14 protein-coding genes and 12 tRNA genes are annotated in these 12,541 nt (G+C 36.5%); 1 reads left to right on the top strand and 25 read right to left on the bottom strand.

The genetic code is table 11. The features are described from left to right. Positions 1-95 precede the first annotated feature (95 nt). The 13 genes from QQS35_RS00980 to QQS35_RS01040 all read right to left on the bottom strand — a co-directional run bounded on the left by QQS35_RS00980 (position 96) and on the right by QQS35_RS01040 (position 2,165). Positions 96-172: transfer RNA gene (locus QQS35_RS00980), tRNA-Ile, on the bottom strand. 10 nt (positions 173-182) lie between these two features. Further along, positions 183-256: transfer RNA gene (locus QQS35_RS00985), tRNA-Gly, on the bottom strand. A 20-nt stretch (positions 257-276) separates the two neighbouring features. Continuing rightward, positions 277-353 (bottom strand) — tRNA-Pro (locus QQS35_RS00990). A gap of 4 nt (positions 354-357) precedes the next feature. Then, a tRNA-Arg gene (locus QQS35_RS00995) sits at positions 358-434 on the bottom strand. Positions 435-517: 83 nt separating this feature from the next. Next, positions 518-603, bottom strand: a tRNA-Leu gene (locus QQS35_RS01000). 26 nt (positions 604-629) lie between these two features. Continuing rightward, positions 630-714 (bottom strand) — tRNA-Leu (locus QQS35_RS01005). Between the two features lie 7 nt (positions 715-721). Continuing rightward, positions 722-794, bottom strand: a tRNA-Lys gene (locus QQS35_RS01010). A 190-nt stretch (positions 795-984) separates the two neighbouring features. Continuing rightward, positions 985-1,059 (bottom strand) — tRNA-Gln (locus tag QQS35_RS01015). A 7-nt stretch (positions 1,060-1,066) separates the two neighbouring features. After that, positions 1,067-1,143, bottom strand: a tRNA-Asp gene (locus QQS35_RS01020). A gap of 23 nt (positions 1,144-1,166) precedes the next feature. Next, positions 1,167-1,238, bottom strand: a tRNA-Glu gene (locus QQS35_RS01025). A gap of 8 nt (positions 1,239-1,246) precedes the next feature. Then, positions 1,247-1,337, bottom strand: a tRNA-Ser gene (locus QQS35_RS01030). 1 nt (position 1,338) lies between these two features. Further along, positions 1,339-1,413: transfer RNA gene (locus QQS35_RS01035), tRNA-Asn, on the bottom strand. A gap of 293 nt (positions 1,414-1,706) precedes the next feature. Further along, entirely contained in the window at positions 1,707-2,165 is a 459-nt protein-coding gene (locus QQS35_RS01040) for a SprT family protein (protein ID WP_285929854.1), read from the bottom strand. A gap of 132 nt (positions 2,166-2,297) precedes the next feature. Here QQS35_RS01040 and cmpA point away from each other — a divergent pair, with 132 nt between their 5' ends. Then, positions 2,298-2,408 (top strand): cortex morphogenetic protein CmpA, encoded by a 111-nt coding sequence (gene cmpA, locus QQS35_RS01045; RefSeq protein ID WP_285929855.1) that lies wholly within the window; start codon positions 2,298-2,300, stop codon positions 2,406-2,408. 33 nt (positions 2,409-2,441) lie between these two features. Here the strand turns inward: cmpA and QQS35_RS01050 are convergent, their stop codons facing one another. The 12 genes from QQS35_RS01050 to alr all read right to left on the bottom strand — a co-directional run bounded on the left by QQS35_RS01050 (position 2,442) and on the right by alr (position 12,028). Continuing rightward, entirely contained in the window at positions 2,442-4,610 is a 2,169-nt protein-coding gene (locus QQS35_RS01050; RefSeq protein WP_285929857.1) for a Tex family protein, read from the bottom strand. Between the two features lie 211 nt (positions 4,611-4,821). After that, positions 4,822-5,415 (bottom strand): PP2C family serine/threonine-protein phosphatase, encoded by a 594-nt coding sequence (locus QQS35_RS01055; RefSeq protein WP_285929859.1) that lies wholly within the window; start codon positions 5,413-5,415, stop codon positions 4,822-4,824. Further along, complete coding sequence (sigB, locus tag QQS35_RS01060; RefSeq protein ID WP_285929860.1) at positions 5,415-6,206, bottom strand: RNA polymerase sigma factor SigB; 792 nt, start codon at positions 6,204-6,206, stop codon at positions 5,415-5,417. Before sigB ends, QQS35_RS01055 begins: the two co-directional genes overlap by 1 nt. Continuing rightward, the gene (rsbW, locus tag QQS35_RS01065; protein ID WP_285929861.1) at positions 6,178-6,660 is read right to left on the bottom strand and encodes an anti-sigma B factor RsbW; all 483 of its coding nucleotides are present in this window, start codon (positions 6,658-6,660) and stop codon (positions 6,178-6,180) included. Before rsbW ends, sigB begins: the two co-directional genes overlap by 29 nt. Then, positions 6,661-6,996, bottom strand: coding sequence for an anti-sigma factor antagonist (locus QQS35_RS01070; RefSeq protein ID WP_285929863.1), 336 nt, complete (start codon positions 6,994-6,996; stop codon positions 6,661-6,663). It lies immediately after the preceding gene. Positions 6,997-7,050: 54 nt separating this feature from the next. Beyond that, complete coding sequence (locus QQS35_RS01075; protein ID WP_285929865.1) at positions 7,051-8,061, bottom strand: PP2C family protein-serine/threonine phosphatase; 1,011 nt, start codon at positions 8,059-8,061, stop codon at positions 7,051-7,053. Positions 8,062-8,076: 15 nt separating this feature from the next. Continuing rightward, positions 8,077-8,478: an anti-sigma regulatory factor gene (locus QQS35_RS01080; RefSeq protein WP_285929867.1), complete on the bottom strand. Its 402-nt coding sequence runs from the start codon at positions 8,476-8,478 to the stop codon at positions 8,077-8,079. A gap of 3 nt (positions 8,479-8,481) precedes the next feature. Beyond that, a complete protein-coding gene (locus QQS35_RS01085; protein ID WP_285929868.1) occupies positions 8,482-8,838 on the bottom strand; it encodes an STAS domain-containing protein in 357 nt (118 codons plus the stop codon). A gap of 5 nt (positions 8,839-8,843) precedes the next feature. Beyond that, entirely contained in the window at positions 8,844-9,713 is an 870-nt protein-coding gene (locus QQS35_RS01090; RefSeq protein WP_285929869.1) for an RsbT co-antagonist protein RsbRA, read from the bottom strand. Positions 9,714-9,981: 268 nt separating this feature from the next. Then, positions 9,982-10,332 (bottom strand): type II toxin-antitoxin system PemK/MazF family toxin, encoded by a 351-nt coding sequence (locus QQS35_RS01095; protein WP_285929870.1) that lies wholly within the window; start codon positions 10,330-10,332, stop codon positions 9,982-9,984. A gap of 4 nt (positions 10,333-10,336) precedes the next feature. Continuing rightward, positions 10,337-10,618 carry a CopG family ribbon-helix-helix protein gene (locus QQS35_RS01100; protein WP_285929872.1) on the bottom strand — a complete coding sequence of 94 codons (282 nt, stop codon included), beginning with the start codon at positions 10,616-10,618 and terminating at the stop codon, positions 10,337-10,339. Positions 10,619-10,912: 294 nt separating this feature from the next. Then, positions 10,913-12,028 carry an alanine racemase gene (gene alr / locus QQS35_RS01105; protein WP_285929873.1) on the bottom strand — a complete coding sequence of 372 codons (1,116 nt, stop codon included), beginning with the start codon at positions 12,026-12,028 and terminating at the stop codon, positions 10,913-10,915. Between the last annotated feature and the right edge of the window lie 513 nt (positions 12,029-12,541).

Consider the following 12,541-nt stretch of genomic DNA (forward strand, 5'->3'; position numbering starts at 1 on the left):
ACTCTCCATAAAATGTGAGCTTGGTTGCTCATTACTTAACTAGCTTTTTTCTTACTTAACATACTGATTGTTTTGTTCAGTTTTCAAAGATCAATTGGTGGGCCTGAGTGGACTCGAACCACCGACCTCACGCTTATCAGGCGTGCGCTCTAACCAGCTGAGCTACAGGCCCATTATAATAATGGAGCGGGTGAAGGGAATCGAACCCTCATCATCAGCTTGGAAGGCTGAGGTTTTACCACTAAACTACACCCGCATAATAAAAGTTTTAAAAAATGGTCGGGAAGACAGGATTTGAACCTGCGACCCCTTGGTCCCAAACCAAGTGCTCTACCAAGCTGAGCTACTTCCCGGCATTGGCGCGCCCGAGAGGAGTCGAACCCCTAACCTCTTGATCCGTAGTCAAACGCTCTATCCAATTGAGCTACGGGCGCTTATCAAAGCGACATGTTTAAATATAACACATAACGTTTGACATTGTCAATACATTTATTTAATTAAACATTACGATCACTTCTGGTGCGGTCGAGAGGACTTGAACCTCCACGGGGTTTCCCCCACTAGGCCCTCAACCTAGCGCGTCTGCCGTTCCGCCACGACCGCATTAACTTAAAAGGTTACTAATCGAATGGTGCGGGTGGAGGGACTTGAACCCCCACGTCATAAGACACTAGATCCTAAGTCTAGCGCGTCTGCCAATTCCGCCACACCCGCTAAAAAGTGAGCCATGAAGGACTTGAACCTTCGACCCTCTGATTAAAAGTCAGATGCTCTACCGACTGAGCTAATGGCTCATCATAATATTGTTTTCACTTATAATAGTAATTTGATTCACCCTGTTATCTCTACATCTAATAATGAAATTATAAAGTTCACTTATCTTTACTAAACAAAATAGAAAATATTATAGAAGCTTATATAGTAGTTAACGGTGAAATTACAGAGGTATGATACTCTATAAAGAGTATATATAGTGAAATTAAATGGCTGGGCCAGCTGGATTCGAACCAGCGCATGACGGTACCAAAAACCGTTGCCTTACCGCTTGGCTATGGCCCAATAAAAATGGCGGTCCGGACGGGACTCGAACCCGCGACCTCCTGCGTGACAGGCAGGCATTCTAACCAACTGAACTACCGGACCGTACCTATTTGAAATTTATAAAGTGACCCGTACGGGATTCGAACCCGTGATACCGCCGTGAAAGGGCGGTGTCTTAACCACTTGACCAACGGGCCATAATAGATGGCGGAGAAGGAGGGATTTGAACCCTCGCGCCGCTTGCGCGACCTACACCCTTAGCAGGGGCGCCTCTTCAGCCACTTGAGTACTTCTCCATGGCTCCACAGGTAGGATTCGAACCTACGACCGATCGGTTAACAGCCGATAGCTCTACCACTGAGCTACTGTGGAATAATTAATCATTAACTTTCATTTAAACACCTTTATTTGTTTATCAGCGACGTTATATATAATATAACAATTCCGATAATAAGTCAACACGTTTTTTCGTTTTTTTAAATATAGTGTATCTAAACGAATGAGACGAGTAATAAACACATAAACTATTGTACTAATACCTTGAACATTTGGTCAAGTATAAACTTCAACTTTTTCTTAATTCGCACCCTTGTTTCAAGGGCTTATTTAATTTACCATGGAAGAGTTCATTCGTCAATGGTTTCTGATCGCTTTTCTGTTTCCATTTAATGTAAATGTTTTTTTAACTTTCCTTTACACTTACCACAGCGGTATTTCTTAGTATTGATTACCCTCCTTCTATAGTATTCTTGGCTACACTCTAAACATATGTATTTATGAACTCCTTGTTTTTTCATTGATGGTAACGGCTGACAAAACCTTGGTGAACCTGTCCTTTTTAATAACTCTTTGAATTCTAAATCACGGTGACTATATCCTTTACCCTCTATATGTAAGTGATAGTGGCATAACTCATGTTTAATAATACCGAAAAACTCTTCTTCTCCTAACTCGACAGGGTATTTGGGATTTAACTCAATGGTTCTTCGAGAAGGAATGTATCTTCCACCCGTTGTTTTTAAGCGGTAATTAAATAATACTTTATCAAGAAATGGTTTATTGAAATACACTTGAGAAATTTCATTTACTATCTGTTCTAATTCATCTTGTTGTATGTTTACCATACTAGTAATCACACCCTCCAACTTTTTTGCATATGTTGTAATAACTAGCACATACGCCTAGAAACCTTAAGTTTTATAATTGCACCCCCTCTATACCTATCTAAAATCAAATTTTGTTGAGGAGGACAAATAATGCCTAGTTGGTTTAAAAAACAAATGACAGAAGCCTTCCTTGAAAAAGACTTGTATCAAATTAGAATACTTAATCAATGCTGGTTCTTTTACCGGAATAGAATATTGTAGGAAAGATACCAGACAAAAGCCTGGTATCTTTTTTTATTCTTTAACCATGGAAAGCGCTATTCTTTGTTTTACACTATCTACTTTATCAACCCAAACAGTTACTACATCACCAACCGACGCAACGTCCATTGGGTGCTTTATAAATTGTTTAGACATTTTCGAAATGTGTACAAGTCCATCTTGTTTTACTCCAATATCAACAAACACACCAAAATCAACTACATTGCGAACCGTACCTTGCAATTCCATTCCTTGATGAAGGTCTTCCATCGCCAACACATTTTGTTTTAACAACGGTTTAGGTAAGTCATCCCGCGGATCTCGTTCTGGACTGACAAGCGCCTTGATAATATCCCGCAACGTTGGTTCACCAATATCCAATTGGTTTGCCGTTTCGGCTAAATTAATCTGCTTTAGCTGTTCTTGTAATTTAGCATCACCTAGATCATCGGTTGTACAGCCTATCATTTTAAGTAAAGCTTTTGTTGCCGGATAACTTTCAGGATGTATCGGCGTACGATCTAATGGTTCTTTCCCATCTAGTACACGAAGAAATCCTATACTTTGCTCATACGTCTTATTTCCAAGCCTAGGTATTTTTTTCAATTGACTTCTGTTTATAAACTTACCAGCTTCATCTCTTTGTTTAATAATATTATTAGCCACAGTCTTACTTAAACCAGAAACATATTGTAACAATGATGAAGATGCTGTATTGACATTTACCCCGACCTGATTAACTGCAGTTTCAACTACAAAAGTTAATGATTCGTTTAAGCTTTTTTGACTTACATCATGTTGATATTGGCCTACCCCAATTGATTTAGGATCTATTTTCACCAATTCTGCTAATGGGTCCTGTACACGTCTAGCTATTGAAACAGCACTTCGTTGTTCTACCTGAAACTCAGGAAATTCTTCTCTCGCTAATTTAGATGCTGAATAAACACTAGCGCCAGCTTCGTTGACAATCATATAAGAAACACTCAGATTTTGTTTTTTTATCATTTCTGCAATAAACTGTTCCGTTTCTCTTGAAGCAGTACCATTTCCTATCGCAATTAGTTCAATCGGATATTTTTTTAAATATTTTAATACTAGCTTTTCAGCACCTTCAATGTCATGTTTGGGGGCGGTAGGATAGATAACATCAACCGAATGCACCTTTCCAGTATCATCTACTACAGCAAGTTTACATCCTGTTCGAAACGCAGGATCCACCCCTAAAACATTCTTTCCTTTTAACGGCGGCTGAAGCAATAAGTTTTTAAGATTTTTAGAAAACACATCGATAGCTTGCGTTTCAGCTGTTTCTGATAAAGCACTTCTTACTTCTCTTTCAATGGAAGGTTGTATTAAACGTTTATAACTATCTTCAATAACATTCTGTAATAAATCTCTAATTTCTTTAGACGCGCTATGCTTAATCACCTGTTTATTCAAATAACTGATTATATCCTCTATAGGAGGAAGAATGGAAACTTTAATAATATCTTCCTTTTCTCCACGGTTAAGCGCTAATATACGGTGCGATACGATGGAACGAACCGGCTCATCATATGCATAGTACATTTCAAAGACACCTTTTTCATCCTTATCTTTACTTTTTTCTTCTGACTGAACTGATCCACGCTTAAATGTCCGTTCTCTTATGTATTCTCGGTACTTGGGATCATCTGATATCCATTCAGCAATAATATCACTAGCACCCGCAAGCACCTCTTCGATAGTGTTTAGTTCATTTTCTTCTGAAAGGTAAGCTTCTGCTTCATTACGGATTGTTTTGACCTCTTGTTCCCATATTAATTGTGCAAGTGGCTCTAACCCTTTCTCTTTCGCCACGGTAGCTCTTGTTCTTCGTTTTTGCTTATATGGTCTGTACAGATCTTCAACTTTTTGCAATTGTGAAGCCTGATTAATCTCCGCTACTAACTCTGGTGTCAACTTACCTTGTTCATCAATAAGACGGATAACTTCCTGTTTACGCTCTGCTAAATGGTTTGCATAATCCCATTTTTCTTGCACATCTTTAATTTGAACTTCATCTAATGTACCTGTTTGTTCTTTTCGGTACCTTGCTATAAACGGTACTGTATTCCCTTCTTCTAAGAGGGATATTACTTGTTTAATAGAAGAAACATTAACTTCTGTTTTCTTCGCAACCCATTTTATTAAATCTTCTTTTTGTATTTCTTCTTTCACGATAACTTCCTCCTTACTTCCTCATCTTGTTATTTTAGCAGACAAGTAAACACTTTCCCAATATGTAATAGAAGTTTAACTAATATTTCCTATTAAAATAGCTTTGCCTAATAATAATTATAAAAACTAATCAACTTCTCCTATTGAAGAAATTATAGTACAAAAAACTCCCATTCGTTAAAATAGGAGTTAACACGACTGTCCAGCTCTTCTATGAATACTTCATCGCAATTAATGTAGTGTCATCATTTTCATTTGGACCAATATAAGAAGAGAAGGTTTCCGTTATTTTTTCTACATCTTTCCCAAAGAAATAATTTTTAGATAAATCCTTTGGATTCACACCGTCTGAAAACATGATGAATACCATATCTTGCACAAGCTTTTCTCTTGAGACCTTTACTGGTCTAGGGTATCCACCTAAATAGCCAGCGTTGGGAATATTGCGTTTTTTTTCATTCTTAGAAAAAAGAGTCATGACCCCAATGTTTCCTATGGAAGAAAAGGTGTAGTACTCTGATGCAAAATTTATCTTAAGTACCCCTAACACAACCCCACGTTTTCCTATTAAGCTCTTATTACACTGCTTAATAATATGTTCTACTGTCGAATGAATATTATCTTCAATTATTTCAATAACCGCTTGTGAGGATTCCTTTGCATACTCTCCACTACCTAGTCCATCAGCTAGAGCACAAATGAAATCATTTTCTGTTTCCCTAAAAAAGTAACTATCACCACAATAATAATTACCTTTTTTAGGTTTTTGATAAACAGAAACATCCATCCGTTTATTGTTAAGCATTAACGAATGACCTCCGAACTATCCGCTTGCAATGATTCTCTAAGTTTTCTTAAAGCTCGTCTTTGAATTCTTGAAACATGCATTTGCGATATATTCAGTAATTCCCCTGTTTCTTTTTGACTCATATTATCAAAATAGGTGCATTGAATAATTTCTTGTTCACGTTCATTTAAGATTGGAAGTATCTTTTCCAATAACATTTGTTTATCAATATTTTCATATCCTTGATCAGAATTACCAACCAGATCTAATATCGAAACAGTACTACCATCTGAATCCGCTTCTAATTTCCGGTCGACAGATAAGGCTTTATAACTCTTCCCCATCTCCATCGTTTCAAGAACATCTTCTTCTGAAACCTCTAAATAGTCGGCAATATCTTGAATAGATGGTGATTGTTGCTGCTCAGATGTTAAATGTTCCGTTGCCTTTTTTATCTTCGGCCCTAATTCCTTTATCCTGCGGGGGACATGAACACTCCAGGTTTTATCACGTATAAATCGCTTGATTTCTCCAATGATTGTTGGAATTGCAAATGATTCAAATGATTTTCCAAAAGATGCGTCATACCTTCTAATCGCAGCTAGTAGGCCTAGCATACCAACTTGAACAAGATCTTCATGAATTCCGCTATTTTTAGAATATTTCCTAGCAACTGAATGTACTAAATCTTGATATGCTAAGACAATTTTTTCTTGAATCTCTTTATCATGAGGATTTTCTTGAAGATGCTCTATCCATTGGTAAACCTCATCCTCACGTCTATTGTGTGGTTGAGATTTGGTCGTCATCTAATCCCACCTCATTCTCATTTGTATGCAAGTATTTAGTCATCAATACGATTACTCCATGGTCACTCTTTATCTCCACTTTATCCATTAGAGCATCAATTAGAAATAAACCAAATCCACCTTCTCGTAAACTCTCTATTGACTCTGATTGTTGATACGGGCCAATTCCATCCTTTACTTTGCTCAAATTAAAACTTCCACCATGATCAGCTACCATTACTTCCAATCGGTCAGAATAAACACCAAATCCTATCGTTATTTCGCCTTCTTCTCTTTCATCATATGCATGAGTCGCCGCATTAGACATCGCTTCAGAAATAGCAACTTTGAGATCTTCGATATCTTCGTATGTAAATCCCATACGGTTAGCAATTCCTGACGTACTTAGTCGTATTACACCTACATATTCTGATTTCGCCGGCACCTTCATTTCTATGAAATCAAAAGCATTCATTTACTTTCCACCTCGAACTGTTGTGTCAATTGTTATAATACTATCCAATCCTGTTATTTCAAATAACCGCTTCACTCTATCTTGTACATGGACAAGCTTTAACTCACTACCACTTTCTTTTGTTGCTTTAAGCGCACTAATAAATACACCTAAGCCTGTACTATCTAAATAATTGACTTTTTCTAAATTCACTTCTATCAAAATACCTTTTTGCTCAGCAAAAGGTAATAAAGCCTCTTTTAATTTAGGTGCTGTATAGGCATCTATTTCACCAGCAAGCAACACAATAGCCGTTGATTCTTTTTCGACCACTTCAACTTCTAAATTTATGTTCATGTGCTTACCTCCAAAAATTTATTATTTTACACTAATACCCTAAATGTTTGATGGTCAAACATTTTTACGAATGATAATTAATGTGAAATCATCCCGTAAATGAAAATCTTGTAAGCGCTCAAAGTGTTTAAATACTAATTCCACAGCTTCTTGAGCAGGCAAATGCGCATACTGTTTAATAACATCTAAAACTTCGTCACGTTCTATGAATCTGTCTCCAACACGACATTCTGTCACACCATCAGTTAGTAGAATTACCATATCTTGCTCATTAATCTTTATTTCGAATTGTTCATATGTTACATCGTTCATTACTCCAAGTACTAAGCCTTTTGCTCTAATTTCTCTATATTCATCTTTTTTAGCATCGTAGAAAAATCCTGGTTCATGGCCTGCAGAAGAATACTTAAATGAACTAGTTAACGGGTTGTATAAGCCATAAAACATGGTAATAAACATACTAGGGTCAACATTACGTTCTACAACCCTGTTTAGATTTTGTAAGATTTCGCTTGGAAATCTTTGATTCTCGGGGAAGCTATCCATGGAATACCTAATCATAGACATAGCTAATGCCGCTGGAATACCTTTTCCAATCACATCTGCAATAGCAATACCTAAGGTTCCTTGGTAATCTGTTACAAAATGATAATAATCACCATTCATTTGATTTGCAGGAACACTAATAGCACCTATTTCCAAACCCTCTATTTCAGGTTTATCCGTTGACAAAAGTGTTTGTTGCATACTAGCAGCAACGGATATCTCCGACTTTAACTCTAGCTGTTTTTCCCTTAATGATTGGAATTCTTGATAAGCTAATCCATAAGAAATCATAGCTTCTAGTAGAAATTCCATCGAGTTATCTACTTCTTTGGGAAGATCTGGATATAGTTCTCTTAATGCTTGAATGTGCACATGTATAATTTCCTCTGGAGAAATGTTATGTTGCATCGATAATTTGCTGAATTGTTCAGCTTGATAAAGGGATGTTTCATCTTGTGTAGTAATGTATTGATTCAATAAATTACGGTAATTCTCTAAATCAAGCTCTAACTCTTTCATCTAGTACCTCCTAGTCTAGCGGACCCATTTCACCGTTCTTATTTCCGTACCTTTACCTGGTTCAGAATTTATTTCGAACTGATCCATTAAACGCTTCACACCTGGAAGCCCTGCACCTAAACCACCGGAAGTGGAATAACCATCCTCCATCACTTGGCTAATATCATCAATACCTGGCCCACAATCAATGGCTAAAATACGTATTCCTTTGTGTTGTAAATCGTCTATGGTTTCGAAAACTATTTTTCCATTTTTAGCATATAAATAGATATTTCTGGCTAGTTCTGATATTGCTGTTGCGATCCTAGCTTGATCAACTGTGCCAAACCCCAATGCTTTTGCACGGTCACGCCCTATTTGACGAGCCCCTACAATATCCCATTCTTGTTGGATTTTAACCGAGGATCGTAAGTTCATACCTCACTCCTCCACTTCCTGACGAAGTTTTAACAACCCTTGTTCTAAGTCCAATGCAGTAGGGACACTCTGCATGTGTATGCCTAAATCAATTAATGTCATCGCTACAGCTGGTTGGATTCCAGTCAAAACAACTTTTGCTCCCATCAGATCTGACATCGTTACGACATCACCCAATACTTTTGCAATAAATGAGTCTATAATATCAACTGACGTTAGGTCAATGACAACTCCAGTAGCTCCACTCTTGTGTATCTTACTCAATAGATCTTCTTGAAATTGAATTGCTGTTTGGTCATCTAAATCTATTTGAATGGAGATTAATAAATAGTTGTGGAGTTTTAAAATAGGGATCCTCATGATAATCACTCCTTATTTAGAGAATCTAATAATCTTTCAATACTTTCTTCAGAATCATCTGATTTTACAATTCTACGATTTGTTAGCTCTAGCGCTGTTTGGAATCCCTTCCTTAACGAACTTTTCGTAGGGAATCTGCCTAAATCAATACCTAAATTAACAATTGTTTGAGCTATCTCTGGTCGAATTCCTACTAAAATACAAGTGGATCCAATTAATCTAACAGCTTCAGCTGCTTGAATAATGTGATGTGCAACCATTGTATCAACTATAGGTACTCCTGTTATATCAATTAGGACAACCTCTGCATTATGCTTTATGACACCATCAAGCAAGTTCTCCATAATTAACTTAGCTCTTTCTGTATCTATTGTACCGATTAAAGGCATTATTGTTATATTTTCCATTACTGGAATTAACGGTGCAGATAACTCCTGTAAAGCAACTCGTTGTAGTGAAACCGTATGCTCCCAACTACCTGAATACTCATTAACTAATTGAGTTATGATTGGTTCGACCCACTTATCTACCATCACTAGTACATTAGCGAAGTATTCAGAATCCACTTTTTCTGTTTGACTAAGAATATAATCAATAGTAACCCTTCTAAATGCCTGTAAGCCTTCTGTAAGATAACTTAAAGGCCAACCTAGATTAATCAACCTCTCAGAAAAGTCATCAAGTTCTGTTGTAATACCTTGTTGATCAACACTTGTAAAAATCACATTGACAAATTCTCGATTGGTGCTTTGAAATAATTCATCAGAGATTGCAGAAGTGTAATCATTACTTCGATTTTTTGAAACTTCTTCTAACCAGTTTTTTACTATTTCATCGCTATTTTCTACTACGATTTTTTTTAGGTTATTGTTCATCAGCTTACCTCCACCTACACTGTTATAATTATATATTGTTACATGTTTCGCTGATACGCGCAAATTTTCTACCTTTTTTTAAAAACTAAAATTGAGACTTATCTTTAGACAGAAAGCCTAGGCTCTTCCTGTATTACTAATACATAATTACACAAATCTAATGCACACCGATTACCTAAGTTTTGTATCTATTAAAAAGCGAAACCCCCTTGTCTATATTCATAAGACAAGGGGGTTTCGAAAAGCATTCATTTCGAAGATAAAAAAATCAGAAATCAGTAAGTCCTAAACTAATTTCTAAAGCTTTATCAATATTTTCCATCATACTTTTATCTAACTGTGTGATTTTATCTGTTAAACGTTGTTTATCAATGGTTCTAATTTGCTCTAATAATATTACAGAATCTCGCTCAAAACCATATTTATCAGCATCTATTTCCACGTGCGTAGGCAACTTTGCCTTTTGTATCTGCGCGGTAATGGCTGCTACAATAACCGTTGGGCTAAAACGATTACCGATATTATTTTGCAAGACCAATACTGGACGAACGCCCCCCTGTTCCGAACCAACCACAGGGGAAAGATCGGCGAAATAAACCTCGCCTCGTTTTACAATCAAATCTTTACACCCCGCTCACTAAGCGCTCTAGGGTGTTTTCAGCCTCCTCTTCAGCTTGAAAAGCTTCTGAAGCGATGTTTAGATTGATTTTAGCCATTTCCATATAGCCTCTTTGCATAGATTCTCGGATATGACGTTTTTTCTTTTCACGCAAATACGATTTTGTAGCCTGACAAATAAAGTCGCTCAGATCACTGTTCTCACTCTTCATTAGGCCGTCCACCTCATTTAGTAGGTTCTTTGGTAATCTCACTACAATCTCTTGTAAGCTCTCTGACACAACCATACACCTCCACCAACATCTACAAGCCCGTTTCTTTAATCCACTAATATCATATCATTCACTAAAGCGCTTTGCAAAGGCATTTAGGAACTTTTTTATAGAAATATTTGGCTTCACACCAAAAGATGGAAATTTATATTCCTTTTGTGAAAGTAAAAACCCTACACAGCAGTTAAAGATGTAGGTTGTTTTCTATATATTGCAATGATATTTATTCAGTACAGAAAATTATTCCTTCTATCATTTTATACAATTCAATCAATTTAATGCATTAATTTCTATTTCTAACTAAAAGCCTCACTTATAAGTTCTAGGAACACGATTACTAATCATACAAGCCACTTCATAATTAATTGTTTCTAATTTAGCTGCAATTTCATCCATTGTGATTTCATTATTATATTGTTTTCCAATAAGCGTTACTTTTGTACCAACCGGATATTCACTTTTCAACCTGATCATTAATTGATCCATACAGATTCTACCAACAATTGGTGCACGCTCACCTTCAACCAGTACGTCTTGACCTTGTAATTTTCTGCTAATCCCATCAGCATAGCCTAAAGGAATAGTGCCAATCCACTCATCTTTACTTGCTTTATAAGTCGCACCATAACTTATTGACTCACCAGCAACTATTTTTTTAACGTGAATAAGCTTGCTATGAAGAGATAACGCAGGTTTTAAATCAATCGGTTGTTCATCTTTTACTACATCCGATGGATATAAACCATATAAACTAATTCCAAACCTTACATAGTGATACATATCTTCAGGAAACCTCATGCTAGCCGCACTATTCCCAGTATGAATAATTACTGGCTTGCTCCAATTGGAGCGAAATACATCAAGCAATTGATTGAATTGATTTTTTTGTACACGGTAGTATTCTTCATCTGCTTCATCCGCCGTTGCATAATGAGTAAAAACACCTTCCAATTCTAATCGGGTATCATTTAGTTCCGAAAGTATATCTTTCAATACACTTTCATCCCTTATTCCGATTCTACCCATTCCTGTATCCCATTTCATATGGAGTTTCAAACTTTCGTTAAACGATAGATTTTTCACCTGTTTTAACCACTCTTTTTGAAAAAAAGTAACGGATATATTTTGATTAGCTGCAACCTGAGCATCTTCTGGACGAATCCATCCCATCACTAAAATCGGCGCGTTTATTCCATTTTCCCTTAAACGAATAGCTTCATCTAATAACGCAACAGCTAATCCAGTAGCCCCTGCTTGCAGTGCTTTTTCAGCGACTTGAACATCTCCATGGCCATACCCATTAGCTTTAACAACAGCATAAATATTTGTTTGCTTAGAGAGACGACTTTGTAATTGGTTTATATTATAAGCAATATTGTCTAATTCTATTTCAATCCAAGAATCCCGATAAAATTTTTGATTCATATTAATCTCTCCTAGTACTCCTTTGAATATAACTAACTATTAACAGTTACTATCTTACTTGATAGTCAGTACACCAATAATGATTTTCTTCATTATTCTACTTAGGTGTAGCATATGTCAAATCAAAAATTATTATCGAAATTCTAAGATTAATACATCTATACTTTATTCCTCTATAAAAAATGGCTGTTTTCTAAAAGTTTGTTATTTATGAAAGAATAAATATAGAGTTTGCATTAACTACCTTGCATTTTTTCTAAGATGAGTTCTCGCTCCAACGCTACGAAAAACACTCGCTTTCCGCGGGGAACGCTTCAGTCTCCTCGCGAGCAAATACCGCTCACTGTGGGGCCTTCAGACTGTTCCTTTCCCACAGGAGTCTCGCATTTTTCTCCGCTAAGTATAGCTCTTTTATTGTAGAGAGAAAATCCGTTCAAGCAAGTTAGTATGAGTAGAATGATTTTTTTCTACCATCTCATAACTAAAACAACAGCTATTCATCTTGTGATTGTT

The organism is Aquibacillus rhizosphaerae (assembly GCF_030282825.1).
In the GTDB taxonomy this organism is placed as follows: domain Bacteria; phylum Bacillota; class Bacilli; order Bacillales; family Amphibacillaceae; genus Aquibacillus_C; species Aquibacillus_C rhizosphaerae.

What these genes read in the sequence shown, in the direction of transcription:
- QQS35_RS01085 (WP_285929868.1), bottom strand. Translation starts at nt 8,838, where the DNA reads ATGAGGATCCCTATTTTAAAACTCCACAACTATTTATTAATCTCCATT.
- QQS35_RS01075 (WP_285929865.1), bottom strand. Translation starts at nt 8,061, where the DNA reads ATGAAAGAGTTAGAGCTTGATTTAGAGAATTACCGTAATTTATTGAAT.
- QQS35_RS01055 (WP_285929859.1), bottom strand. Translation starts at nt 5,415, where the DNA reads ATGCTTAACAATAAACGGATGGATGTTTCTGTTTATCAAAAACCTAAA.
- QQS35_RS01070 (WP_285929863.1), bottom strand. Translation starts at nt 6,996, where the DNA reads ATGAACATAAATTTAGAAGTTGAAGTGGTCGAAAAAGAATCAACGGCT.
- QQS35_RS01080 (WP_285929867.1), bottom strand. Translation starts at nt 8,478, where the DNA reads ATGAACTTACGATCCTCGGTTAAAATCCAACAAGAATGGGATATTGTA.
- sigB (WP_285929860.1), bottom strand. Translation starts at nt 6,206, where the DNA reads ATGACGACCAAATCTCAACCACACAATAGACGTGAGGATGAGGTTTAC.
- cmpA (WP_285929855.1), top strand. Translation starts at nt 2,298, where the DNA reads ATGCCTAGTTGGTTTAAAAAACAAATGACAGAAGCCTTCCTTGAAAAA.
- rsbW (WP_285929861.1), bottom strand. Translation starts at nt 6,660, where the DNA reads ATGAATGCTTTTGATTTCATAGAAATGAAGGTGCCGGCGAAATCAGAA.
- alr (WP_285929873.1), bottom strand. Translation starts at nt 12,028, where the DNA reads ATGAATCAAAAATTTTATCGGGATTCTTGGATTGAAATAGAATTAGAC.
- QQS35_RS01040 (WP_285929854.1), bottom strand. Translation starts at nt 2,165, where the DNA reads ATGGTAAACATACAACAAGATGAATTAGAACAGATAGTAAATGAAATT.
- QQS35_RS01100 (WP_285929872.1), bottom strand. Translation starts at nt 10,618, where the DNA reads ATGGTTGTGTCAGAGAGCTTACAAGAGATTGTAGTGAGATTACCAAAG.
- QQS35_RS01090 (WP_285929869.1), bottom strand. Translation starts at nt 9,713, where the DNA reads ATGAACAATAACCTAAAAAAAATCGTAGTAGAAAATAGCGATGAAATA.